Source organism: Enterococcus sp. B2E4 (assembly GCF_030499455.1).
In the GTDB taxonomy this organism is placed as follows: domain Bacteria; phylum Bacillota; class Bacilli; order Lactobacillales; family Enterococcaceae; genus Enterococcus_D; species Enterococcus_D casseliflavus.
Genome location: NZ_JAUKPK010000021.1, coordinates 59,582 through 83,232, shown reverse-complemented (window position 1 = coordinate 83,232; position 23,651 = coordinate 59,582). Strand labels below are relative to the sequence as shown.

22 protein-coding genes are annotated in these 23,651 nt (G+C 41.7%); 6 read left to right on the top strand and 16 right to left on the bottom strand.

From position 1 onward, the window contains the following. Positions 1 to 11 precede the first annotated feature (11 nt). Positions 12 to 911: a phosphogluconate dehydrogenase (NAD(+)-dependent, decarboxylating) gene (gnd, locus tag Q1X33_RS14370; protein ID WP_005228429.1), complete on the bottom strand. Its 900-nt coding sequence runs from the start codon at positions 909 to 911 to the stop codon at positions 12 to 14. Positions 912 to 1,063: 152 nt separating this feature from the next. On the opposite strand from gnd, the gene Q1X33_RS14365 reads away from it, so the two are divergent. Beyond that, positions 1,064 to 1,915 carry a MurR/RpiR family transcriptional regulator gene (locus Q1X33_RS14365; protein ID WP_005228428.1) on the top strand — a complete coding sequence of 284 codons (852 nt, stop codon included), beginning with the start codon at positions 1,064 to 1,066 and terminating at the stop codon, positions 1,913 to 1,915. Between the two features lie 245 nt (positions 1,916 to 2,160). Here Q1X33_RS14365 and Q1X33_RS14360 read toward each other — a convergent pair whose 3' ends face one another. The 3 genes from Q1X33_RS14360 to Q1X33_RS14350 all read right to left on the bottom strand — a co-directional run bounded on the left by Q1X33_RS14360 (position 2,161) and on the right by Q1X33_RS14350 (position 4,940). Then, positions 2,161 to 2,532, bottom strand: coding sequence for a YccF domain-containing protein (locus tag Q1X33_RS14360; protein WP_005228427.1), 372 nt, complete (start codon positions 2,530 to 2,532; stop codon positions 2,161 to 2,163). Positions 2,533 to 2,683: 151 nt separating this feature from the next. Then, a complete protein-coding gene (locus tag Q1X33_RS14355) occupies positions 2,684 to 3,748 on the bottom strand; it encodes a DUF1002 domain-containing protein (RefSeq protein WP_034869099.1) in 1,065 nt (354 codons plus the stop codon). A 178-nt stretch (positions 3,749 to 3,926) separates the two neighbouring features. Then, positions 3,927 to 4,940, bottom strand: a complete 1,014-nt coding sequence (locus Q1X33_RS14350) for an acyltransferase (RefSeq protein ID WP_301969734.1) — start codon at positions 4,938 to 4,940, stop codon at positions 3,927 to 3,929. A 232-nt stretch (positions 4,941 to 5,172) separates the two neighbouring features. On the opposite strand from Q1X33_RS14350, the gene Q1X33_RS14345 reads away from it, so the two are divergent. Continuing rightward, a complete protein-coding gene (locus tag Q1X33_RS14345; protein WP_005228419.1) occupies positions 5,173 to 5,964 on the top strand; it encodes a helix-turn-helix domain-containing protein in 792 nt (263 codons plus the stop codon). A gap of 48 nt (positions 5,965 to 6,012) precedes the next feature. Here the strand turns inward: Q1X33_RS14345 and Q1X33_RS14340 are convergent, their stop codons facing one another. Further along, entirely contained in the window at positions 6,013 to 6,681 is a 669-nt protein-coding gene (locus Q1X33_RS14340) for a CPBP family intramembrane glutamic endopeptidase (RefSeq protein ID WP_005228418.1), read from the bottom strand. A 398-nt stretch (positions 6,682 to 7,079) separates the two neighbouring features. Here Q1X33_RS14340 and Q1X33_RS14335 point away from each other — a divergent pair, with 398 nt between their 5' ends. The 3 genes from Q1X33_RS14335 to Q1X33_RS14325 are packed head-to-tail and all read left to right on the top strand — an operon-like array spanning position 7,080 to position 9,633. Continuing rightward, complete coding sequence (locus Q1X33_RS14335; RefSeq protein ID WP_005228416.1) at positions 7,080 to 8,054, top strand: ATP-binding cassette domain-containing protein; 975 nt, start codon at positions 7,080 to 7,082, stop codon at positions 8,052 to 8,054. Further along, positions 8,051 to 8,854, top strand: a complete 804-nt coding sequence (locus tag Q1X33_RS14330) for an ABC transporter permease (protein ID WP_005228415.1) — start codon at positions 8,051 to 8,053, stop codon at positions 8,852 to 8,854. The genes Q1X33_RS14335 and Q1X33_RS14330 overlap by 4 nt, the downstream gene beginning before the upstream one ends. Positions 8,855 to 8,859: 5 nt before the next feature. Then, positions 8,860 to 9,633 (top strand): ABC transporter permease, encoded by a 774-nt coding sequence (locus Q1X33_RS14325; RefSeq protein WP_005228413.1) that lies wholly within the window; start codon positions 8,860 to 8,862, stop codon positions 9,631 to 9,633. 144 nt (positions 9,634 to 9,777) lie between these two features. Here the strand turns inward: Q1X33_RS14325 and Q1X33_RS14320 are convergent, their stop codons facing one another. The 6 genes from Q1X33_RS14320 to Q1X33_RS14295 form a co-directional block, all read right to left on the bottom strand. Further along, positions 9,778 to 9,987 (bottom strand): hypothetical protein, encoded by a 210-nt coding sequence (locus Q1X33_RS14320; protein WP_162098384.1) that lies wholly within the window; start codon positions 9,985 to 9,987, stop codon positions 9,778 to 9,780. 227 nt (positions 9,988 to 10,214) lie between these two features. Continuing rightward, positions 10,215 to 10,841 (bottom strand): restriction endonuclease, encoded by a 627-nt coding sequence (locus Q1X33_RS14315; protein WP_005228410.1) that lies wholly within the window; start codon positions 10,839 to 10,841, stop codon positions 10,215 to 10,217. A 493-nt stretch (positions 10,842 to 11,334) separates the two neighbouring features. After that, positions 11,335 to 11,598, bottom strand: coding sequence for a type B 50S ribosomal protein L31 (locus Q1X33_RS14310; protein WP_005233979.1), 264 nt, complete (start codon positions 11,596 to 11,598; stop codon positions 11,335 to 11,337). Positions 11,599 to 11,697: 99 nt separating this feature from the next. Then, the gene (gene rho / locus Q1X33_RS14305) at positions 11,698 to 12,993 is read right to left on the bottom strand and encodes a transcription termination factor Rho (protein WP_005228301.1); all 1,296 of its coding nucleotides are present in this window, start codon (positions 12,991 to 12,993) and stop codon (positions 11,698 to 11,700) included. A gap of 2 nt (positions 12,994 to 12,995) precedes the next feature. Further along, entirely contained in the window at positions 12,996 to 14,255 is a 1,260-nt protein-coding gene (locus Q1X33_RS14300) for a UDP-N-acetylglucosamine 1-carboxyvinyltransferase (RefSeq protein WP_005228299.1), read from the bottom strand. Between the two features lie 173 nt (positions 14,256 to 14,428). Continuing rightward, positions 14,429 to 15,298, bottom strand: coding sequence for a class II fructose-bisphosphate aldolase (locus Q1X33_RS14295; protein ID WP_005228297.1), 870 nt, complete (start codon positions 15,296 to 15,298; stop codon positions 14,429 to 14,431). Between the two features lie 368 nt (positions 15,299 to 15,666). Between Q1X33_RS14295 and Q1X33_RS14290 the strand changes: the two genes are divergently transcribed. Then, complete coding sequence (locus tag Q1X33_RS14290; protein WP_005228292.1) at positions 15,667 to 16,122, top strand: YehR family lipoprotein; 456 nt, start codon at positions 15,667 to 15,669, stop codon at positions 16,120 to 16,122. A 263-nt stretch (positions 16,123 to 16,385) separates the two neighbouring features. Here Q1X33_RS14290 and Q1X33_RS14285 read toward each other — a convergent pair whose 3' ends face one another. From Q1X33_RS14285 to lacG, 5 genes are all read right to left on the bottom strand, one after another. Next, on the bottom strand, positions 16,386 to 17,993 hold the full coding sequence (locus Q1X33_RS14285; protein ID WP_005228290.1) for a CTP synthase: 1,608 nt from the start codon (positions 17,991 to 17,993) through the stop codon (positions 16,386 to 16,388). Positions 17,994 to 18,519: 526 nt separating this feature from the next. Continuing rightward, entirely contained in the window at positions 18,520 to 20,151 is a 1,632-nt protein-coding gene (locus tag Q1X33_RS14280) for a glycosyl hydrolase 53 family protein (protein ID WP_005228288.1), read from the bottom strand. A gap of 15 nt (positions 20,152 to 20,166) precedes the next feature. Beyond that, the gene (locus tag Q1X33_RS14275) at positions 20,167 to 21,840 is read right to left on the bottom strand and encodes a PTS lactose transporter subunit IIBC (protein ID WP_005228286.1); all 1,674 of its coding nucleotides are present in this window, start codon (positions 21,838 to 21,840) and stop codon (positions 20,167 to 20,169) included. 12 nt (positions 21,841 to 21,852) lie between these two features. After that, positions 21,853 to 22,170, bottom strand: coding sequence for a PTS lactose/cellobiose transporter subunit IIA (locus Q1X33_RS14270; protein WP_010749967.1), 318 nt, complete (start codon positions 22,168 to 22,170; stop codon positions 21,853 to 21,855). A 24-nt stretch (positions 22,171 to 22,194) separates the two neighbouring features. Further along, positions 22,195 to 23,595: a 6-phospho-beta-galactosidase gene (lacG, locus tag Q1X33_RS14265; protein ID WP_010749968.1), complete on the bottom strand. Its 1,401-nt coding sequence runs from the start codon at positions 23,593 to 23,595 to the stop codon at positions 22,195 to 22,197. Positions 23,596 to 23,651 lie beyond the last annotated feature (56 nt).

Genomic DNA, 23,651 nt, shown 5'->3' with positions numbered 1-23,651 from the left:
ATTCTTCCTCCTTACTCTTTTGCAACAATCTCGTGACCACCAAAACCATTCCTTAGCGCAGAGACGACTTTTGCTGAGAAACTGTCTTCTTCTTGGGACAAATTTCTCATAAACAAACTCATAGCGATCGTCGGTACAGCAACATTCATCTCCAAAGCCGTTTCCACTGTCCACCTAGCTTCACCAGAAGCTGCAACAACCCCGCGATATTCCTCCAACTTAGGGCTCTCATTAAATTGGGCCGCTGCGATTTCCATCAGCCAGCTGCGAATAACCGATCCATGATTCCATACCTCTGCGACGGAAGCCAAATCAAAGTCATAGGCACTTTGTTCAATCAATTGAAAGCCTTCACCGATGGCTTGCATCATTCCGTATTCGATACCGTTGTGGACCATCTTTAGAAAATGACCGCTTCCTGATTCCCCTGCATAAAGGTAGCCTCCTAAAACAGCCACATCTGCAAACAAAGATTCCACCTCTGAAAAAGCGATTTCATTCCCGCCAATCATCAAACATGCATCTTTTCTAGCTCCGGAAACCCCACCAGAAGTCCCACAATCAAAGTAATGCACCTCTTTTTCTTTAAACCAGGCTGCTCGGCGAATCGAATCTTTGTAATTAGAATTTCCGCCTTCAATCACGATGTCTTTCGCTGATACAAGGGGCCATAGTTCTTCAAGAATCCCCTCAGTCACAGTTCCCGCAGGAAGCATCAACCATAAAACCCGTCGGCCGCTAAAAGAATTCGTCAAATCAGCTAGCGTTTGATAGAGTGTAATTCCAGCTTCTTGCGCTGTTTTCTGCGCATGTATCGAAAGATCCAGCCCTTTTACTTGATAACCTTGATCTTTTAAATTGAGGGCCAAGTTCAATCCCATTTTTCCAAGTCCGATAATTCCTATCTCCATGACAGCGCCTCCATTTCATACTTTCATTATACAAAAAAATATTTTTTTGTAAACATAAAAAATAAAAATAATTTTTATTTGCTTTTTTTCTTTAAAAGAGGTAACGTAACAATACAAAGATAATAATGTTCATATAAAGGAGGTAACCGTCTTTGACTGTTTCGATTCGCCTGCAAATAAAAACGCTTTATAAAGACTTAAGTCTCAAAGAACAAGCGATTGCCGACTACATTTTGGAAAATCCTAGTAAAGTCAGCCACAGTTCAATCAGTGATTTATCCAATGAATTAGGCATCGCTGATTCGACCTTTTTTCAATTCACAAAAAAACTCGGTTACAACGGATTTAAAGACTTCAAAATGGCAATGCTGATGCAGGAAAATGATTTTTCTGCCATTTCGATCCATGAAAATATCCAGAAGTCTGATAATGAATTGACTATGGCTCAAAAAGTATTTGATTCCAATATGACCACATTGACTGATACCAAAAATCTTTTGAAAGAAGAAGATTTAAAGCTTGCTGCTGCAATGATCAATCAATCTAAACGACTTTTTTTCTTCGGCGTTGGTGGTTCAGAGATCGTGGCAACCGATGCCTATCACAAATTTTTGCGCTCGCCGATCACTGTTTTTCACAGCAGTGATTATCACATCCAACTGATGGAGGCTTCATTGTTGACGCCAGATGATTGCGGCATTTTTATCTCTCATACTGGAAAATCAAGAGAAACCATTGAACTAGCTCAAGTTGCCAAAAACAATGGTGCCAAAATTATCGTCATTACTAGCCATGCTGCTTCCCCTTTAGCCAAACTCGGCGACGTGGTTTTCATCTCTATTTCCGAAGAAACTGAGTTTCGCTCAGAGGCATTGGCATCCAGAATCGCTCAACTGAGCATCATGGATTCCCTCTATGTCATCTTAATGTTTATTAATCGAGACAAAGCACAACAATCGATTGCCAAAATTCGGCGCTCCATTTCAAAAATCAAAGAACCCTGAGAAGGGAAGAAAAAACTTAGATTTTTCTGCGTTTCGCTAATTCTTTTGTGAATCACAGTTGATATGCAAAAAAACTTGTGCTTTTTTCTGTACTCTTCTTTGGTTTCTTATCAACTTTTTCAGTTCTGAATCTCAAATGCGCTGAGTCTGCCAAAAATCTTGTCCCTTACTCTCGCAAAAAAACCACATCACAAAGCTATCCGCTCTGTAATGTGGTTTTTTAAGACTATCTTTTTTTAGGTAAATCAATAACGACTAGACACAATCTCTGCTCCAAAGGGCATCAACGCTAAGCGCGCCATTTTCAATGATTGCGCCGCAAATGGAATGCCGATGATCGTGATGACTAGAATGACTGCGCTAGCTAAATGGCCTAAAGCCAGTGGTATACCAGAAAAAATCAACCATAAAATATTTAGAATCAAGGACACGCCACCGCCACGGTAAACGATGTCTTTCCCAAATGGTGCGAGTGACAACGTCGCAAACTTAAAACATTGCAGACCAATGGGAATGCCGATGATGGTGATACACCATAAACACCCAGCCAAAAACCATGAGATCGCACCGATCAAGCCGCCAAAGACAAACCAAATCACGTTGCCTAAAAAATTCATCTGATTGCCCTCCTTCTTTTTTTAATAAAGACTGCTCCTGTTTTAGCAAAGAAAGCAGAGGACATCGTTAGCACTCAGACGTGCGCTATCGTCTGATGCTCCGCTTCTCTTTTTTCTTAATACCAGCGAAATGTGTTATTTTGTAAAATGCTTATTGCCCAGAATCAACGGTTGATTCGCTGCTATTGTTAGACTCATTTGAGTCATTGCCGAAGACACCGGTGATCGAAGACCAGATGCCGCTAAAGAAGCTCTTGATATTTTCCCAAAGTCCCTTAGAGGTTTCTTCGATTTGCTTGCGGGCTTCTGACAGATCCAATTCTTTGATGAAGTCATCGAAGATATTGTTGTCTCGCATGTCGCTCATCAAAGAGGTCAATTCAGAAATTTGATTTTCCGTAACGATTCCTTCCAGTCCGTTGTCTTTCAAGGCTTTTTCTACTGTCTCTTGAATATCGGCTTGGGTTAATTCCGTACCATCTGCGGTTTGAGCAGCCAAATCGGTTTTCGCTTGTTCTTGCGCTGCATTCAAAGCTTCATCGGAATAGCCTTCTTTGTCTTTATTCTCTTCGGTGATCGTAGACAGCACATCCATTTCATCTTGGGCTACAGCTACTCGATTCTGATTGATGACACCGCCTGATTCTTCAACGATTTTGTATACCCCAGCTAAAGCTCCGGAACCGTCGATCGGTACGGCAGAAGCGACCGTTAGCTTCGCATCAGTGATCCCTGCCGTCAGCGCTGCATTTTGGTACTGGGCTGCAGTGATGCGGGTAATGTTATCTGGTGTCGCGATATCGACAGTGATTCCTGCCCCGCTTTCTAAAGTCTGCATTCTGACCGAGCTATAGACCGCCCAATCTGCAGTAAAGCCGCCATCGGGAATGTATTTCATCAAGTCATTACCGTTTGTCGTATAAATCGGTGTTTCGCCTTGGATGCCTAAGCGCTCCAGTGTGTAGTCTTCTTGTGCTTTCGTCAAGGCATTTCCGATCGCCACGGCATTGACTTGCAAACGATCTGAACTGCTGTCAGAAGTACTTGTTTGACTGTCGGTAGTGGCTGTCGTTGCGGTAGAACTGCTTGCTGCAGTGGAACTGCTGGTCGTTGAATTGGTTTCGTCAGCAAAAACTTGTGGTGCTGCTAATAAAACTTGGCTAGATACCAAGAGAGTCGCTAAAATCATCGCTGGTTTTCGAGTCTGTTTTTTCATCACTATATCCTCCAAGTGTTGATCTCTTTTTCAGGGATTTTTTCCCTCTTACTGCTGTAATTGTACTATAGATTTTCTTGCAAAGCCTACGTCTAGGGTCTGAAATGAAGAAAAATTTAGAACTCTGGTGCTATTTAAAAAAGGCGTAATTTGGTATTATCCTTGGTACAGCAATACTTTAGACGCTTTTCTTTTCATCAACTGTTTTTTTTGCAAAACCAACAGTATAGGATTTCAAACGGCTGCCCACTTTCCTCAAACCAAGAAAGGCTCCCGTTAAAGCTATCGTATAAAAGAACAACGGAAACCCTGCGAGTGAAAAAAAGACCTTCCCTGTTTCTAGAAACAGCGGGTGACTCAGAAAGATCAATCGACTAGCCTCAGCTACTTGTTTTGCTTGCCAAGTCCGCTTTGGGGGTTGCTGCTTGATCAGCCAAGCAAGGAAAAAAAGAGTCGTCGGCACAAAAAACAGCATGAAATTCTTATCGTCCCCCTGATTGAGATACACCAGTCGACCTTCAATGCCTAATAAGCAAAGAGAGACCGCGAGTTTTCTACCAAGATGCTTCGTAAAAAAAGGGTGTTTTTGGTGTTCTCTTAAACAAACCCCACACAGTAAAAATAAAAACCCATAAAAGAGTCCGTTTCTCGTTGTAAAAAATAGTGTCCGATAGCTTTGATAGCATACCAATAAAGGTCCACTTAAATAACTGCTGTACGTTTCAAGACAGCCAATCACATACAAACTGATCGCCAGTAAAAACTGCCGCCGATAGCCAAGAAAGCGAGTTTTTCGTACTAACCACATGCCAAAGATCAACGCTGGAAAATACCAAAGATGGTACCAGACCCCTACTGTAAAAAAGCCAGTAGCCAAACCGATGACCCGTAATGAATCAGCAAGATTTTGCTGCCCTAAGTAAAACCAGCCTAAGGGAAGATACACGATCGACCAACGCAAATAAAGCTTGAGTTGTCGTTTGCACCATTGCTGCCATGAACAGGTACTCTTTTGAAAAAAATAGCCATTCAGCAGCAGAAAAAAAGGAACCGCCAAACGACATAAGAGACTCTTTAACAAAAAATGAAGCCCGTTGTTTTCTGCCAGTCGGCCACAATGAACGAGAATCACCAATAAGGAAGCGATGAATTGGATGTAGCCAATTGGAACCATAGGTTGTTTTGTCTTCATTCGATCGTTTCTCCTTTCTCCGTCAAATTTGATCAAACATACTTCACTCTACTGGTCCTTTCTTTTTGTGACCAGCACGGAAAGCTTCCAAGATAGAAAGGCAGCGCAACAAGTAGAAACATTGATAAATAAAGATGTTACCCTTTGTTGCATCGCTAATTTCATAGATCCTCGTTCGCATAGAAAAGAGTTTGCTATAATATAAGAAGAATGATGGAGGCAAAACAGACACATGGATATTGGGAAAATTATCAAAGAAGAACGCACCAAACGAAACCTCACACAAGAACAATTGGCGCAGGAATTTTTTGTCACTCGGCAACTGATTTCAAAATGGGAAAACGGCAAGAGCTATCCTGATCTAGACCAAGTAGTCAAGCTGAGCAGCTATTTTGAATTGACCTTGGACTATTTATTAAAAGAAGATCAGCAGATGGTCCAAGAACTTAATCTGACCACCCACCGCAAACGAATTGGCCTCGTATTGATCGCCATTTTGACTATTCTCAGTATTAGCTTAAGTACGATTTTGTTGGCAGCATTTTGGATCGATCCAGTCTTTTTTACAAAAGAAGACCTAACGATCACTTCTATAAAAAAGTATCGCTTGCCTGCCACTGAGATAACGAATGAGGCAACCGGACAAGTGATTCAACTGCCTGAAGATACGGAATACTTGATCACTTATACGATCGATCGGCCGCTGGTAAAAACGGTTCGTCTGTCGGGTTATAAAGAATACAGCAGCGAAAATGCCAGCCAATTAACGGCTTTGGGTCATCGCGGTTTTCATTTTGGCGCGCAAACAAGCAAAATCGTCATTCGCAGCAATCGCGAAGACAATTTAGCTGCACCAGAATTAAATGCAGGCAAGGATCTTTATCTTCGTAATATGAATAAAGCGCGCGTCTATCAAAAATCTGCAGCTGGTGTCGCATTTTCTATCGAAGATGAAGGCGACCTCCTCTTTACTGCAGAAGAACTGGCGCAATTGCCCTTTGAACAAGGACAGCTGCCAGAGTAAACAAAAACCACCGAATCGTTTTGATTTGGTGGTTTTTTGCTGACTTTCTTATCCTAGCAAGATCATTGCGATCGCCGCCAAGGCGTTGTTGAGAAAATGCATGGCGATGGCTGTTTCTAGACGCTTAGTTTTTACATAAATCAACGCCATGATCAGTCCCATAGCACCATAAATCAAAAACTCGACCAGATTGGTGACGGAATGGATGATACTAAAAACCGCTACACTTGAAATGATCCCGACTATTGGGTATTTCTCGAATAAAAGGCCAATAAACCCACCACGAAAAACGATCTCTTCCATAATTGGCGCAGCAACAGCGATCAATAAAAAGATCAAAAGCGGATTTTCGCCTGTAAACAGTTCCCCTAACAATGCATCATTGGCGGTCGCCTCTTGATCGGATATATGCTGCAGATAGAGCGTTCCGCCAACTGCAACGACTCGACCTAAAACAAACCCTCCGACGATCCATAGCCAATTTTTCTTCGTTGACCAGCCAAAGTCAAAGGTGGCAAGTTCTAACTTTTTAGCCAAAAACATCAGTAGACCAATGTTGGCCAAAAGCAAGGCAATCAACCCATAGCTGATCATCGCAGGAATCGTCGGTTCTCCTGCTTCCAAATAATAGATTTTTACCACGCTAAATGCGGTCATCCCTACTTGACTAAGTAAGAATAAGCCAATCAAAATAAAGACATTCTTTACTGCTTTCATGCTCTCCTCCATTGTTTGCTCATTGCATTTTTCAGGATCGGGTTACGACAGATCATGACACAGCCCATCATTTGGTTCCCCATGTTTCCAGAAAATGCTTAGCCACTATCGGCTGCTTATAATGATACTTAGTTTCCTCATTATTTACAACTAATAAAAAATAAAAATAGTTATTTTGCTCATTTTATCGAATAAACCACGCTTTTTCATTTCCATTCTTTTCAAAAAAAATATAAGTAATGTTTGAAAAAAGCGCTCTCTTATGCTACACTGTTCCTACTTTTGTTTGGCTGACGAACCGCTGCCCCAACCATGTTCGTTTGGACCAACTCGTTGCGAGTATTCGATTTCGAATGCTCTTTTTGTCGCGTTTGTCAAAAGAAAGTGAGTGAATCCAAATGATCCAAGTAGAACACCTCAGCAAGACCTTCCAAGTATCCAAGCGAAAAAGTGGCTTTCGCCAAGCAGCCAAAGCCTTTCTTTCTCGTGAAACCACCACCGTCCATGCGTTGCAAAACATCAGCTTTACCATCAATGAAGGCGAAATGGTTGGCTACATCGGGCCTAATGGTGCTGGAAAAAGTACCACCATCAAAATCATGTGCGGGATTTTGACCCCTGATCAAGGCGTTTGTCACATCAATGGTCGTACGCCTTGGCAAGAACGTATCCAACATGTCAAAGACATCGGCGTCGTCTTCGGGCAACGCAGTCAACTCTGGTGGGATGTCCCCGTCAATGACAGCTTTGATTTGATTCGTGATATCTACAAAGTCGACGCTGCTAGTTATCAACGCAACCTAGAAGAATTAGTCACCTTACTAGATTTAGGTGAGATCTTAAAAACCCCTGCTCGTTCCTTAAGTCTCGGTCAGCGTATGCGCTGTGAGATCGCAGCCTCCTTACTCCATGACCCCAAAATCTTATTTCTTGATGAACCCACCATCGGTTTAGATGCTGTGTCAAAAATCGCCGTGCGTCAGTTCATCAAAAAAAGAAACCAAGAAAAAGGTACCACAGTCATCCTGACGACCCACGATATGCAAGATATCGAGGCGCTGACACAACGAATTCTGTTGATCGGCAAAGGGCAAATTTTGCTAGATGGTCGCCTCGATGAACTAAAGCACCGTTTTTCTGATGTCAAAACGCTGGAGGTCGACTATCAAGGGAATGAGCCCCATCTGCCAGAAAATGTCCAACTTCTTCAAAAAGACGTCGGTCGCCTTGTTCTGAAGCTTGATCCCAAAGAAGTGTCGGTCGCTCAGCTGCTCAGTCTGCTCAGCAATCAAGTCGAGATCACTGATTTGGCCGTTGCCAGTATCACCGCCGAAGAAATGGTCGCCAAGCTGTATCAGGAGTATCAAATATGAGGAAGTATCAGGCATTTTTCCGCATCCGCTTTATCAATACCTTGCAATACCGCTCGGCGGCAATTGCCGGGATGGCTACACAACTAGCTTGGGGCTTGATGGAAATTCTGGCATTCCACGCCTTTTACCAAGCAGATCCTAGTGCCTTTCCCATGACCTTTCAACAAACCGTCTCCTATGTTTGGCTCCAGCAAGCCTTCTTGTCTTTATTTATGTTGTGGTTCTTTGAGGCAGAAATTTTCAATACCATCACCACAGGGTCGATTGCCTATGAACTTGTGCGGCCGATGGATCTATACAATCGCTGGTTTTGCCAATCGGCTGCCAATCGCTTAGCAAAAGCCGTCTTGCGTTGCGGACCGATTTTTGTGATTGCCTTTTTACTGCCAGCACCTTATCGTTTAATTCTACCAGCAAACATCGTTGCCCTGTTCTTGTTTCTTTTGTCTATGGCGCTGAGTTTAGGTGTAGTGATCGCTATGTCGCAGCTGGTCTACATCTCGACTTTTTATACATTATCCTCCATCGGGGTTCGGATCGTCATCAGCTCCATCGGTGAATTTTTAGCTGGTGGGGTCATTCCTCTGCCTTTCTTTCCGCAGCCTTTTCGCCAATTCGTGGAACTACTGCCTTTTGCTTCCATGCAAAACGTCCCGCTGCGAATTTACAACGGGGATCTGACTGGCTTTGCGCTGGTTTCAGCATTGCTCTTACAAGCCTTTTGGCTCGTACTTTTGATCGTGATCGGAAAAATTTGGCTGCAGCAGGCGCTCAAACGCGTCGTTGTGCAAGGAGGTTAAGGAATATGGTTTATTGGCATTATTTTTGTATTCATCTCAAAAGTCAGATGCAGTATAAAGTTTCCTTTGTGTTAACCGCTTTAGGACAATTTCTAGGCTCCTTTACTGCTTTTTTAGGCATTTGGTTTATGTTTACCCGGTTTCATCAAGTGGATGGCTTCACCTTTGAGGAAGTCCTACTTTCCTTTGCGACGGTTTTGTTTGCCTTTTCGATTGCGGAATGCTTCTTTCGCGGGTTCGATCTTTTTCCGCAAATGATCAGTAATGGCGAGTTCGATCGGGCACTCGTGCGCCCTCGCTCCTTGATTTTTCAAGTCTTAGCTTCCAAAATGGAATTCTCGCGTCTTGGCCGTTTTATTCAAGCCTTGCTGTTGTTTGCTTATGCGATTCCTAATAGTGGAATTGCTTGGCATTTTGGAAATGTCCTGACTCTTTTTCTGATGATCGTCTGTGGCGCCCTCTTTTTCGCCCTATTGTTCTTAGTGTATGCCGCCATTTCCTTCTTTACGATCCAAGGACTTGAATTTATGAATATTTTTACCGATGGTGCCCGCGAATTCGGCCGCTACCCCTTCAGTATCTACGGAAAACACGTCTTGCGTTTATTGACCTACGTCGTGCCGATGGCTTGGTTTCAGTATTATCCGTTTCTGTATGTCATTGGTCGCGTAACTAATCCTTGGTGGATCTTATCACCCTTGGTTTGTCTACTCTTTGCCTTTCCCGCCTTCTTCTTTTGGCGAGTAGGTTTGAAGAACTATATTTCTACGGGTTCGTAAGCCTCCCCCTTATTAAACATCTTGTGGGAAAAGAGCGTCACTTTATGGGTGATGCTCTTTTTTTACTTTCTAATAGTTGTGAAATTGCTTATTCGCTTTTTTGATTGCATAACTACACATATCTTATGCAGTAAATAATTATTGTTATAAAGACAAAAACTGGCTAGGAAAAGCCGCCAATCTCTGGTAAGATAAATAAAAACGTAAAAGAGGACCAGTTATGGAATATTTAGCGATTTTACTTGTTTTCTTTCTATTGAATGTAGTGATACTTGTACTTGGATTGAAGAAGAAACGAATCATGCTGCTTTTTCTGTCACTCTCTGGTTTATTGTTGGTTTGCTTGATTGCCATTTCTTACGTTTTCTTCTATTCAAATACACTTTAAGTCGTCAAAAACACGGGAAGCTGGCTACGAACCTACCGAAACAACCGGGGCTGTTTTAGTCATTACACCCGACGTATAGGACACGTTTGTTAAAATTAATTTGAGAAAAAAATGACTTTGACATAAGTCGCGAAAAAAGCGTAATGAATAACGGATATCCGTTCATTCATTACGCTTTTTTCTTGTTCTTTTCTCATGATGAATAATTAAACGAACTATACTCTCCACATGTTTCGCAGATATAGTAATAGTTGCGTTTCTTCTTATTATAAAGTTTCAACTTCTTCCCATTTTTACAACTCTTGCATTCTTCTAATTCAGTCAAGGTTTTATAATAAAATAACTCACTGATCATTTCTGGATAAAAATGCGCAAGCAGCTCAATCAGCTTTTTTCTGTCAACCAACAGTAGATTATCACCGGCTATTTCTAATGCTTGATCTGTAAAAAAATGTGTTGTGATAAAAAGCCCATTGGGAAACCCTTTGTCTGGAAAAATCCCTTTAAATGCGGCAACGAGTGGCTTACTGATCCGCTCCGTTGTCTTTTGCGGATTCCAAGCTTTACATTGGACCGCTATTGCCTTTTTATTATTAGAAAAAGCATACACATCAATACCACCATCTTTGTAACCATCGATGTTTTGGACGGTATATCCCATCTTTTGTAAAATACATTCAGCAATATAATTCAAATCCTCCGATTTACAGGTTTCTAATTGAGCCACAATCTTTTTCAATTTTTTCGGGTATGTACGTTCATTAAAGTTGCTTAGTTCTGGTAAATTAATAACTTCCTTCTTTTTCTTAAATGAAAACATGTCTCTTCCTTTCTTGATTGTTTTGGATGTGATTAGTTAAAGCTTAGCTAGTAAGTGGTCTTTAATTATGTAGAATAAAAACTGGTTCTTAAGGAGAGGAAAAATCTACTTTTCTCAAAAAAACGTTTTAATTTGATAAAATAAGTCAAAATAAGAAACTTATATAAGGATATTATTAATTTAATGATAATTTTATTTAAGCTAAAAGTCAATTGAAGCTTGAATATTCAATAACAATCGAAGGTTAAATCAAATCACTCTTGATCACTGCTTCATTTAAGAAAATTTTTAGATAGGATTCGTTATAGTGCTAATTTCCACATTCTTGTCTTACTGATCTATTGAGTCCTCTTACTTTACTTGTAACAGATTCTGAATGGTTTCTTTCGCTTTAGCAGTTGCGTGTCTATTACCTATAAAAATAAAAAAAGGTTTCCCTCGTAGAAGGGAAACCTCAGAAATGTTGCCGAAACAACATTTGCAGTTATTTGTCTTATTCTGCAGCGTTTGTGTCTTTGAGACCGTATTTTTTGTTGAAACGGTCCACACGTCCGTCTGCTTGTGTGAATTTTTGACGTCCAGTGTAGAATGGATGTGAATCAGAAGTTACTTCGACACGGATCAATGGATACGTGTTGCCGTCTTCCCACTCAACAGTTTCTTGAGAATTCTTTGTAGAACCTGATAAGAATTTGAAACCAGTAGTTGAGTCCATGAATACAACTGGATGATAATCTGGATGGATATCTTGTTTCATTTCTTCTTCTCTCCTTTGCCCTGGCTCATTTGCTTCACCAGAGTTGATTTGTCGATTTTACAACATGACTATCTTACCATGTTTGGTTTTTAGATGCAATTATCTTTTTATATTTCTTTTTTGCCGTTTGTCTCCGAAATGGACATCATGAAAAGCCGCTAAAAACTCTTCATTGTTCTTCGTTTTACGCAAGAATTGAATGAATTGTTCTGTGAACTCCAAGGAATCCCCCAACATGTTGTTGCGTAAGCGCCAGGTTTCTTCCAATTGCTCGCTGCTCATCAGCAATTCCTCTTTACGGGTACCAGATTTCTTGATGTCGATCGCAGGGAAAATCCGACGTTCTGCTAAGCTGCGAGAAAGCTGCAGCTCCATATTGCCGGTTCCTTTAAACTCTTCATAGATGACATCATCCATGCGGCTGCCGGTATCCACCAGTGCGGTGGCAAGAATCGTCAAACTGCCGCCTTCTTCAATATTGCGGGCAGCACCAAAAAATTTCTTTGGTTTGTACAAAGCAGCTGGATCGATCCCGCCGCTTAGTGTACGTCCGCTTGGCGGTACCACTAAGTTGTAGGCTCTTGCCAAACGAGTGATACTATCCATCAGAATCACGACATCACGCTTGTCTTCTACCAAACGCATCGCCCGTTCTAGTACCAATTCAGAAACACGGGTATGATTGCTAGGCTGCAGGTCAAAGGTTGAAGAAACAACATCTCCTTTGACACTGCGTTCCAGATCAGTCACTTCTTCTGGGCGCTCGTCGATCAAAAGAACGATCAATTCCACCTCAGGATAGTTGTCAGTGATCCCATTGGCAATTTCTTTCAAGATACTGGTTTTCCCAGCTTTAGGCGGAGCAACGATCAGTCCCCGTTGTCCAAAACCCACTGGCGACAGCATGTCGATCATCCGCGTAGAAAGGCGTCCTGACGTTGTTTCCAATTTTAAATGACGATTCGGATAAAGCGGCGTCAGCGCTGGAAAATGCGGACGCTCTTTGGCATCTTCTGGATCTTTGCCATTAACAGACTCAACGTGCATCAATCCATAATAGCGCTCAGATTCCTTGGGCGGGCGCGCCTTACCGGCGACTTTATCACCATTACGCAAACTAAACCGACGAATCTGTGACGAAGAAATATAGATATCTTCTGCACTCGGTCCGTAGTTGATTGGGCGTAAAAAACCGTAGCCTTCTTGGCCTACGATATCCAAGATTCCTTCCATATAAAAGAAGCCTTGTTTTTCCGCCTGCGCCCGTATCACAGCCAATGACAATTCTTTTTTATTCATCTGGCTGTAATAAGGAATTCGAAACTCTTTGGCAAAGGTGTAGATCTCTTTTAAGGTTTTGTTTTCCAACTCTGCCATCGTAAGATAATCGCTCATAATTACTCCTCTATCATTTGAATATCAGCTCCAAGAGCCGTTAGTTTTTCGATGATATGATCATAGCCGCGCAAAATATACTCGACATTAAAGACGCTGGTCGTGCCAGTCGCCATCAATCCGGCAATGACAAGACAAGCTCCTGCTCGCAAATCAGAAGCGACAACTTCTGCTCCGTGCAATTGGCTCGGTCCGCTAACAAAAATCATGTTGCCTTCTGTCGTTGCTTGTGCGCCCATCCGTGCTAATTCAGGAATATGGTTGACCCGTTTGGCGTAAATCGTGTCCATAATCTCCGATGTTCCGTTTGCTTTTAGCAATAATGGTGTGATCGGCTGTTGCAGGTCTGTGGCAAATCCTGGATAAGGATAGGTTTTCACAGTCGCTGGTTTCAAGTCTTTTGAGGGATGCACATAGATTTCATCTTCGCTGATATCCATTCGCACGCCGATTTCTTCCAATTTCGCAATGTAACTTTCTAGATGCTCATAAATCACATTTTTGACAGTAATGCCTTCCCCCGCTGCTGCGGCTAAAGAAAGGTAGGTTCCTGCTTCGATCCGGTCTGGAATGATGGAATGACGACAACCGTGCAATTCTTCCACGCCTTCGATACGAATTTCATTGGTACCTGCACCTCTGATTTTCGCTCCCATATTATTTAAAAGGGTCGCAACATCAATGATCTCAGGTTCTCGTGCGGCATTTTCAATGATCGTTTTGCCTTTGGCTTTTACTGCTGCCAGCATCACATTGATGGTTGCTCCGATGGAGACCATATCTAGGAAGATTCGTTCGCCAGTCAAGCCTTCTTCTTCGGTACGCAAATACATAGCACCATGTTCGTTGGTAACTTTTGCGCCAAGTGCTTCGAAGCCTTTGATATGCAAATCGATTGGTCGCGGACCTAAGAAGCAGCCGCCAGGCAATCCAACGACGCCTTCACCAAACTTCGCCAACAATGCCCCCATGAAATAGTAAGAAGCTCGTAGACTGTTGATTTTTCCGTTAGGCATCGGGATCGAAACGATGTTTGTCGGATCGATCTCTAGCGTATTGTTTTCAAAATGGGTCTTCACACCCATGATTTCGATAATCTCAATTAATGAGTGCACATCTTGGATGTCAGGCACTCCTTCTAAAATGACCGGTGAATCAGCTAAGATCGCTGCCGGGATCAATGCGACAGCACTGTTTTTTGCGCCGCTAATGGTGACTTCACCTTTTAAGGGACGATTGCCGTTGATGACAATTTTTTTCATGGAATTCCACCTATACTCTTTTTTAATTTATGTGTATCATTCCAATTTTAGCACAGATCACTCAAAGAAAAAAGATGCAGGATATTTTTGATCCCCGCATCAAGAATATTTTCTTGGAAAACAAAAAAACTCTTAGAATCAGTGATTCTAAGAGTTTTGATCTTTGATTAAGATTAAGCTTTACCAGCTGAACCGAACCAGTCGATGTGTTCTTCTGCATCTTTAACGATTGCAGCAACACCTGGTGCTAATAATTTACGAGGGTCGAATCCTTTACCTTCTTTATCTTTGCCAGCTTCGATGTATTCACGAGTTGCTTTAGCAAATGATAATTGGAATTCAGTATTTACGTTTACTTTAGAAACACCCATTGAGATTGCTTTTTCGATTTGGTCTTGAGGAATACCAGAACCACCGTGTAATACTAATGGTACATCAGAACCTACTGCATCAGCGATTGCTTGTAAGTGATCAAAAGCAAGGCCTTTCCAGTTTTCAGGGTATTGACCGTGAATGTTACCAATTCCGCAAGCTAGGTAATCAATACCAGTTGCAACCATTTGTTTACATTCTTCGATGTCAGCTAATTCGCCAGAACCGATGATTCCATCTTCTTCTCCGCCGATTGAACCAACTTCACACTCAACAGAAACGCCTTTTGCGTGTGCTTTTTCGACAACTTCTTTAGCCAATTTCAAGTTTTCTTCAAATGGTAAGTGAGAGCCATCAAACATAACAGAAGTGTAACCAACTTCGATACATTCCATTGCTGCATCATAATCACCGTGGTCTAAGTGGATTGCAACTGGAACAGTGATGTTCATTGAATCAACCAAGTTTGTAACGATGTCTTTAGCAACTTTGTATCCGCCCATATATTTGGCAGCACCCATTGAAGTTTGGATTAGAACTGGCGCTTTTTTCGCTTCAGCAGCTTTTAAAATCGCTTGTGTCCATTCTAAGTTGTTTGTGTTGAATCCGCCGACTGCATATCCGCCTTGACGAGCAGCTTTTAAGAATTCAGCTCCTGATACTACTGGCATAAAAAATTCCTCCTAAGTTTTGAAAAACTTTATTTGTTAAGCAATGCTTAACCGACAATGCTATTTTAGCAAAGATTTGCGGTATTTGCTACTAAAAAGAGGAATTTCTCTTTTCAAAAAAAGATTGCACAAATATAAAAATCCAGCATTTTCATCATCTTTTCTGAAAGTCTAGGATTCTGTAAGGTTTTGCTCTTCTGTCTGTGGTCGTTAGATAACAAATCGGCATGTGAAAATTCGAGAAAAATTTCACATATTTTTTCGTTATTTTATCATAATCTTCCAGCATATCCTTTCTTCTTCTCTTTTGAGCATAAGAATAGCCTTGTGAAAGCGGCTATATTATTATGTAAAAAAGGAGGGATAAAATGAAAAAAGCGCTTATTGGATTTTTGGCAGTCATCGGAGTTCTTTTCTTGGCAAGCTGTAGCTCGGGGGCCAAGGAAGAAACCAAAACATTCACAATGGATCAAAATGGGGTTTCGATGGAATTGGTCTTCACTTATGAAGGCGATAAAGTAAAAACTCAGACTGCGAACAATGTCATGCCTTATTCAGCGATCGGGGTAACGACTAAAGAAGAAGCACAAACCGTGCTTGATCCGATCGCTAAGAAGTATCAGCAAGTCAAAGGGTTGGACTATTCCCTCGACTATACAGATAGTGAAGCGACTGAATCCTTGACCATCAATTATGATGAGTTGGATTATGATTCAGCGAAACAATTGCCTGGGGTTAGTTTCGAAGGAAACACTGAAAATGGGATCAGCATGGAACGTACAGAGGAAATGCTCTTAGACCAAGGGTATAAGCTAAAAGAATAATCCTCTCTAGGCACCAGCAAATCAACATGGGTTTCCCGCTGGCGGATTTCATTCAAACTGTTAGCGAAAAAAATAATGCATCAGCCAGAAACTTCCGGTCGTTTTGACGGAAGTTTTTTGTGTGCAGAAACAGATACCTTCTACCAACGCTCTCGCAAGTTTCAACCTTTTACGGATTATTGGGATGGCGCAACTCAAAAAAACTCCCCATCTTGAGATGAGGAGTTTCGCACATTCATTCTTTGGTTTGCCGCTAGCGATTATTATGCTTGGCGGTTGTCTAATGAAGCTCCAACAAAGGCTTTGATCAAGCGTTGTGGGCGAGTTGGACGAGAAATCAATTCTGGGTGGAATTGGCAACCCACGAAGAATTTGTTTTCTGGGATCTCAACGATCTCCACCAAACGATTGTCTGGTGACACACCTGAGAAGACCATCCCGTTTGCTTCAAAGATTTCACGGTATTTGTTGTTGAATTCATAACGATGACGATGACGTTCTTGAACAACTTCTTCTCCGTCATAAGCTGCAGCTGTTTTGGTGCCTTTCTTCACTTTACATGGGTACAAGCCTAAGCGCAATGTCCCACCTAAGTTTTCGATGTTTTCTTGGTCAGCCATCAAATCAATGATGTTGTTGGCTGTTTCAGGATCTGTTTCTGCGGAATTGGCATTTTCCAAGCCAACGACATTGCGGGCATATTCCACACAAGCCATTTGCATCCCTAGACAAATCCCTAAGAATGGCACATCGTTTTCCCGAGCATATCGGATCGCTTCGATTTTTCCTTCAATCCCGCGATCACCAAATCCACCAGGAACAAGAATACCGTCTACTTCACCTAAGTAAGAATCCACGTTTTCTCGTGTGATTTCTTGGGCTTTGATCCAATCGATCTCGATGTCTGCATCAAAGGCAAAACCAGAATGTTTCAAGGCTTCGACAACTGATAGATAAGCATCTGGCAATTCCACGTATTTTCCGACTAATGCGATACGTACTTTTTTCTTCAAATTCAGTACCTTTTCTTCCAATGCTTGCCATTCAGTCATGTCAGCAGCTGGTGCAGTCAGTTTCAAATGATCACACACGATTTGATCCATGCCTTGCGCTTGCAGTGCCAATGGAATCGAATAAAGGGTCTCAACGTCACGAGATTCGATCACGGCTTCTGGTGCCACGTCACAGAATTGGGCCAATTTGTTTTTCGTTGATTGTCCTACGGGTTGTTCTGTACGAACGACCAAGATATTTGGTTGAATCCCTAAGCCGCGCAGTTCCTTCACACTGTGTTGGGTCGGTTTGGTTTTCATTTCGCCCGCTGCTTTCAAATAAGGAATCAGCGTGGTGTGGATGTACATCACATTGTCTGAACCTACGTCTGCTTTCATTTGACGCAAAGCTTCTAGAAATGGCAATGACTCAATATCCCCTACTGTACCGCCGACTTCTGTAATGATCACATCTGAATCAGTCATTTTGGCTGCCCGCATGATTTTTTCTTTGATCTCGTTGGTGATATGCGGGATCACTTGAACAGTCGCGCCTAAGTATTCTCCTTTACGCTCTTTCCGCAAAACTTCTGAATAGATTTTTCCAGTTGTTACATTTGAGTATTTGTTCAAATTGATATCGATAAAGCGTTCATAGTGACCTAAGTCTAAGTCGGTCTCTGCTCCATCATCGGTTACGAATACTTCACCATGTTGGTATGGGCTCATCGTTCCTGGATCGACGTTGATGTACGGATCGAATTTTTGAATCGTTACTTTCAAGCCGCGATTTTTCAACAGACGTCCTAATGATGCTGCTACGATCCCTTTACCAATAGAAGAAACCACACCGCCGGTTACAAAAATATATTTTGTCATAAACTGAAAAACTCCTTTAATCTATTTTACAGGAAAAGCATTTAGAAAATAATAAAAGCTCCCTATCCATAAATGAATAGGGAGCGAAAATTCTAAATCACTTTCTGACTCTTGTAAAGAGTGCCCAAACAGAATGATACATTCTCACCTAGCAAATGTCAAGAAAACTTTATCTGATTTTTTCAGAAAGAAAACGAGGTTTCCAGACAAAGCACTTTACTTATCGATACAGCTGGTTCCTTCTTTTTCACGACTAAGTTCTATGGTTATTCTTTCTTAAACAACCTTCATGTTTTCTGCACAACTTTTTGCAAATTTTTCATTGCTTCTTACGAAATCGTTGAACTCTCTTTGGCATAATACAAAGTGTAGATGAAGTCTGGCGCTTTACTCGTTTTGGTAAAAATGATCGGAACGTATTTCTGGTTATTTTTGGCAAAGACGAGGTGCAGGTTCGATTCCTGCCTTCTACGCTAGTGATGCGGTTAAAAGGAAGCTCTGAGGATCAATCGCAGCAATCCTTAGATTATTGTTTCACCAATGAAACAAAATCAACGTTCGTCCAAGCATTTGCTGATGCCTTGCTGTAAACCCCGATTTCACAAACACCTGTTGTAATTGGAATGTCTTTGATTGTAATTTTTGTCCATTCACTTGTTTTATCAACCGCAGTATTTAGTTCCGCTCCACCATAATTTTTGATATATAACTGATTGGTATCAAACTCTCCCCCAGACATTACGTAGGCACTCAATGTGTAAGTTCCATCGCTGATGCCACTAACATTTTGATAAGCTGATGCCTCGTAAGCTTGGTCCTGCCAAAAAGTTAATTTGTAGTCTCCAAAAAAAGTCCCTGCTTCCGTTTTGATCGTACCTTCAGCTGTTCCTTGTTGAAACCACGTTTGCCAATCGGAAGGACTGGTCGTTGGTCCATCGCTCTCGAAACTTGCATTTTTAACCAGATTTGTTTGCGTCCCTGCTTGTTTAAACGCACGCAAGCTGGGCAAGGCATTTCCAGCAAAATCAAACATCGCCTGGTTGTCCCATTCGTTTCCCATAGTGGATTGAACACCGAGATAATTCATACCTGCTTGTGTTGCCCAACTCACGTTTCCGTTGTACCAAAGAGGTTCCCAGTAAAAGAAGCCCGCCCCGTGATCATTCGGCACTGCTTGAATACGATCGGCTAGATCCAGCAAATACTCTGCTTGTCCTGACGGTGTTGGTTCATATCCCCCCGCAGCTGCTTCGGCTTCGCCAAAAGCATTTGGCATAGTATCTGCATTCGCTGTTGTATGCCCATAAGCTGTTTCAACTACGATCACTTCTTTGCCATACCGTTGACTGATCGTATTCATATTGGTTTGAAGTTCATTCATTGAACCGTGCCAATACGGATAATACGATACTCCAATTAAATCAAATGACACACCCCGACTGGTGATTTCATCAAACCACCAAGTAAATGCTCCTGTATCGCCACCATCAGCTAAGTGGAGCATTACCGGAGTTGTTTTAGGTTGAGTGTCTCGAACAGCTTGGACACCAGACTTCAAAAAAGTAGCCAATCGATCAAACTCTCCCCCGTCTTCTCCCCAAGACTTGCCATAAGGCCAGAGCATTCCACTATTCAGTTCATTGCCGATCTGAACCATATCAGGATAAACGTCTAGCTGCTTCATTTCCGACAGAACGTTCTTTGTATAGTCATACAATGCCGTATTCATTTCTTCAAAGGTCAGATCTTGCCACGCTTTAGGAACATTCTGTTTCCCAGGATCAACCCAAAAATCACTGTAATGGAAATCTAGCAACACGTTGAGTCCAAGACTTTTTGCTCGTTTTGCAAGGGCAATCGTCGTTTCCAGATCATTTGTCCCTGCCCCATAACTTTCTCCGTTACTATTATAAGGATCCTGCCACAAACGCAGTCGAACATAGTTGACACCATTATTTTTTAGAATCTCTAAGGCATCTTTTGAAATACCATCTTCATAATATTTTGCACCAGATTTTTCCATATCTGACAAGATTGAAATATCTGCTCCGCGAATAAACTCGCTGGCAGATGCTTCAACTGTTTTTGAAACAGCCCCCAAAGTCCCTATCACAGCTGCAAATAAAGCGACTTTACGCAACCAAGCTCCCTTTTTCATTCATTTGCTCCTCCTTTATTGAAATTGGTTCAGAACAAATTGAACGGCTTTTTCAGGATCTCTCGTTAATCCGATATATTCTGCTCCTTTTGTCGCAACCAGCTTGATTCCTAAGCGATCGGTATCTTCTTTGATATCATCATAATAAGAATTGACTTGCGGTGCTAAGACCACCATATCAAAATCCTGCAGCATTTCGTAATGAGAACCATAAGCACCCGCCATTGCACTGATCGGTGCTTTCGATTCAGATGCGCCTTCTTTTAAAGCATTAGCTAACATCGCACTTGTCCCTGCTCCAGCACAAAGCACCAACACATTGATTTCTTTATTTGTATCGCTGATAATTTGTCTCGCTGCCACAGGTACTTCCTCACGTATAGCAGCAGAAGCACCTTCTTCGGTTGCGATCACTTCCGCTTTTTGTGCTTCTTGCTCTACTAAAACAGCATCGTATGCTTTACAAAATGGTAGATAGATCAGGAAGTCAACGACGATTAGAACCGCTGCTAAAACAAAGGCTAACACCCCCATGCCCGTTCCTAGAACCAAACCGATCGGTGCCGGAGTTGCCCAAGGTAAAACGTACATAAAACTGTTCATGCCTAGCACATCGACAAAAAACTTAAATAAGCAAACGTTTACAACTGGTGTTAACAAAAACGGAATGAAAAAATAAGGATTCAAAATCATGGGTGCTGCAAACAACAATGGTTCATTGACAGCAAAACTTACTGGAATAAAGGAAGCCTTCCCGACTGCCTTCAATTGTTTAGACTTAGCAAAGAGTAAGAAGATAAAAGGAACGACCAATGTGGCCCCAGTTCCTCCCATAGTTCCTACAAAATTTCCTAAACCGACTGTCAGTACTTTTGAAGCTTGCTCACCGGAATTGAACAATTGCAGATTGGTTTCCACATTGGCATAGATAATTGCTGCAATTGCTGGTTCCACGATCGACGGTCCATGAACACCGACAAACCAAAATAGCGCCATCGCTCCCCAGATAATAGCGATTCCTAAATAACCGTCGGCTGCTGTGAATAATGGCTGCAGCACAGTAATGATTGCTTCTGCAAATGAGATTTGGAAAATTTGCCGAATACCTAAATCAATTAAAACGGCCGCAAATACTGAAAAAGAGAAAGGAAAAATATCTCGGAAGGTTTGCGAAATCGTACCAGGAACTTCTTTAGGCATCTTAATGGTAATATCTTTCAGCACACAAAACTTATATAAATTAACTGTTAAAAATGCAGCGACAAAGGACGCCAAAAGCCCCTTTGTCCCCATGTATTCCGTTGAAAATCCGCCTTCGATTGGAGAGACGCTTAACAACAGGAAACTTACCACAGAAGCCAGCATCACAGAAGTCGTGTTGATTACTTTGTTTTTCGGTAAGCGGCGATTCATCGAATCAGCCAAGCAGCGAGCAGTGGTTGCTGAAACAAGTAACCCTACAACCCCCATCGAATAATTATAGACTTTCCACAACCAAGTGGAGACAGCTTCAGGCCATTGGTAACCAAAAATCTCAGGAACCGCAGCAATCAAAATGAATATGCTTGAGAATAAAATAGCCGGCATCGCTGTTAAAAATCCGTCACGAACGGCTCCCAGATAACTATTGCGTGAGATTTTTTCAAAAAACGGTTTCCCTTTTTCGATTTGTTTAATGATTCCATCCATAGCGTTCTTCTCCTATCCTTGATTCTGCTTGTACAGTGCAATAAAGTCTTGAATCAGATCTCTCAGCAACAAAGTGGTCATTAAATGGTCCTGTCCATGGATAAAAATGAATCCCATCTCCATCTCTTTTCCCGATGCTTCTTCCGCTAAAATTTTCGTTTGCGAATTGTGTGCAAGGGTTAAATTTTCGTCGGCTTCTTTCAGTGCTGAATCAACATGCTCAAAGTTCCCTTGTCTTACTTCTTTCAATAATTTCAATAATGTACTGCGAGCGTCCCCTGAATAAGCAACGATCTCAAAACCAAGCATTTGTAATTCCTCTTTATTCATCTTTTCTTCCCCCATTATTACTTATTAAATAATCGTTTTGGTTTCACTAACTAATTTGTACCAGTATGCTGACTCTTTCGGGTAACGCTTCTGGGTTTCAAAATCAACATAAAACAAGCCATACCTTTTGTTATACCCATTTGTCCATGAGAAAAGATCCATAAGCGACCACAAAAAATATCCCTTCACATTTACCCCAGCTGTTATCGCCTTGCTTAAGGATTCCAAATAGACTCTCAAATAGTCGATTCTCGGCTGATCCATAATGATGCCATCTTCAAACTGGTCTTTATACCCCATGCCGTTTTCAGTGATATAGATTTTGTTGTAATGCGGGTAATCGCTTTTAATTCGCAACAACAAGTCATAAAGCCCTTCTGGATAAATCAGCCAGTCCCAATCTGTTCGAGGAATTCCTTCTTTATAAATGCGTTCTCCGATCCCCTTCACTTTATAAACAGAGGTCCCTTTTTCACCCGTGCCATTATGATGGATCGCGTTTTCTCCATCGTAAGCTTTGACAAAATGGCATTGGTAGTGATTGATCCCTAAATAGTCATTACGCGTGGAGGCTTTTTTCAATTCGACAAAATCTTCTTCAGGAAAATGATAGCTGGCCTGATTTGCTTCACATATCTCATCAAGAGCAGTCAAGGTTTCAGTTGAATAATAGCCTAAATAAGTAGCATCTAATAAGAAGCGGATCGACAATGCATCGTCTAAAAAGGCTGCATGCTTATCTTCTGGAGCATCTGTTGCCGCATATTTCGTCTCCAATGAGTGAACGACACCGATTTCGCCTGGAAGTTCGTTTTCTTTGAAATAGTTCACTACACGTGCATGGGCAACCATCATATTATGAAGACAGGCGATGATTTTTGTAAAATCATATTTGATTCCTGGCGGGAAAACGCCTAACAAATATTGATTGGTCGCAACAGGATAGATTTCATTAAAGGTACTCCACACTTTCACTTCTTTGAATTCATGAAAACAAAAAATGGCATAGGAAACGAATGCTTCTATTGTTTCTCGATTCAAAAAATCTCCCTGGTCAAACAAACGTTTAGGGGTATCAAAATGATGCAATGTCACAAACGGCGTTACGTTTCTTTTCGCACATTCTTCGAACACACGATGATAAAAAGCGATTCCTTCTGGGTTCGGTTCCCCATCACCATCAGGAAAAATTCGACTCCATGCAATGGATAATCTTAGCCCATTCACACCAAATCGTTCACACAATTCAATATCCTTTGCATATTGATGATAAAAATCACTTGCCGGATCGGGACTGAATCTACCCTGTTCCTCTAAAAAATCATCCCAAGCAACAGCGCCTTTGCCGCCTTCCTTAGTGGCTCCTTCAACCTGATAGGCTGCTGTGGCTCCACCAAAAATAAAATCTTCTGGTAATTTAAGCATGTACATCTCTCCTCAAATCTATAATCAGTTTCCACACTTTCTAACTGATTGAATTG

What these genes read in the sequence shown, in the direction of transcription:
- gnd (WP_005228429.1), bottom strand. Translation starts at nt 911, where the DNA reads ATGGAGATAGGAATTATCGGACTTGGAAAAATGGGATTGAACTTGGCC.
- Q1X33_RS14360 (WP_005228427.1), bottom strand. Translation starts at nt 2,532, where the DNA reads ATGAATTTTTTAGGCAACGTGATTTGGTTTGTCTTTGGCGGCTTGATC.
- Q1X33_RS14355 (WP_034869099.1), bottom strand. Translation starts at nt 3,748, where the DNA reads ATGAAAAAACAGACTCGAAAACCAGCGATGATTTTAGCGACTCTCTTG.
- Q1X33_RS14350 (WP_301969734.1), bottom strand. Translation starts at nt 4,940, where the DNA reads ATGAAGACAAAACAACCTATGGTTCCAATTGGCTACATCCAATTCATC.
- Q1X33_RS14345 (WP_005228419.1), top strand. Translation starts at nt 5,173, where the DNA reads ATGGATATTGGGAAAATTATCAAAGAAGAACGCACCAAACGAAACCTC.
- Q1X33_RS14340 (WP_005228418.1), bottom strand. Translation starts at nt 6,681, where the DNA reads ATGAAAGCAGTAAAGAATGTCTTTATTTTGATTGGCTTATTCTTACTT.
- Q1X33_RS14335 (WP_005228416.1), top strand. Translation starts at nt 7,080, where the DNA reads ATGATCCAAGTAGAACACCTCAGCAAGACCTTCCAAGTATCCAAGCGA.
- Q1X33_RS14330 (WP_005228415.1), top strand. Translation starts at nt 8,051, where the DNA reads ATGAGGAAGTATCAGGCATTTTTCCGCATCCGCTTTATCAATACCTTG.
- Q1X33_RS14325 (WP_005228413.1), top strand. Translation starts at nt 8,860, where the DNA reads ATGGTTTATTGGCATTATTTTTGTATTCATCTCAAAAGTCAGATGCAG.
- Q1X33_RS14320 (WP_162098384.1), bottom strand. Translation starts at nt 9,987, where the DNA reads ATGGCAATCAAGCAAACCAACAATAAACCAGAGAGTGACAGAAAAAGC.
- Q1X33_RS14315 (WP_005228410.1), bottom strand. Translation starts at nt 10,841, where the DNA reads ATGTTTTCATTTAAGAAAAAGAAGGAAGTTATTAATTTACCAGAACTA.
- Q1X33_RS14310 (WP_005233979.1), bottom strand. Translation starts at nt 11,598, where the DNA reads ATGAAACAAGATATCCATCCAGATTATCATCCAGTTGTATTCATGGAC.
- rho (WP_005228301.1), bottom strand. Translation starts at nt 12,993, where the DNA reads ATGAGCGATTATCTTACGATGGCAGAGTTGGAAAACAAAACCTTAAAA.
- Q1X33_RS14300 (WP_005228299.1), bottom strand. Translation starts at nt 14,255, where the DNA reads ATGAAAAAAATTGTCATCAACGGCAATCGTCCCTTAAAAGGTGAAGTC.
- Q1X33_RS14295 (WP_005228297.1), bottom strand. Translation starts at nt 15,298, where the DNA reads ATGCCAGTAGTATCAGGAGCTGAATTCTTAAAAGCTGCTCGTCAAGGC.
- Q1X33_RS14290 (WP_005228292.1), top strand. Translation starts at nt 15,667, where the DNA reads ATGAAAAAAGCGCTTATTGGATTTTTGGCAGTCATCGGAGTTCTTTTC.
- Q1X33_RS14285 (WP_005228290.1), bottom strand. Translation starts at nt 17,993, where the DNA reads ATGACAAAATATATTTTTGTAACCGGCGGTGTGGTTTCTTCTATTGGT.
- Q1X33_RS14280 (WP_005228288.1), bottom strand. Translation starts at nt 20,151, where the DNA reads ATGAAAAAGGGAGCTTGGTTGCGTAAAGTCGCTTTATTTGCAGCTGTG.
- Q1X33_RS14275 (WP_005228286.1), bottom strand. Translation starts at nt 21,840, where the DNA reads ATGGATGGAATCATTAAACAAATCGAAAAAGGGAAACCGTTTTTTGAA.
- Q1X33_RS14270 (WP_010749967.1), bottom strand. Translation starts at nt 22,170, where the DNA reads ATGAATAAAGAGGAATTACAAATGCTTGGTTTTGAGATCGTTGCTTAT.
- lacG (WP_010749968.1), bottom strand. Translation starts at nt 23,595, where the DNA reads ATGCTTAAATTACCAGAAGATTTTATTTTTGGTGGAGCCACAGCAGCC.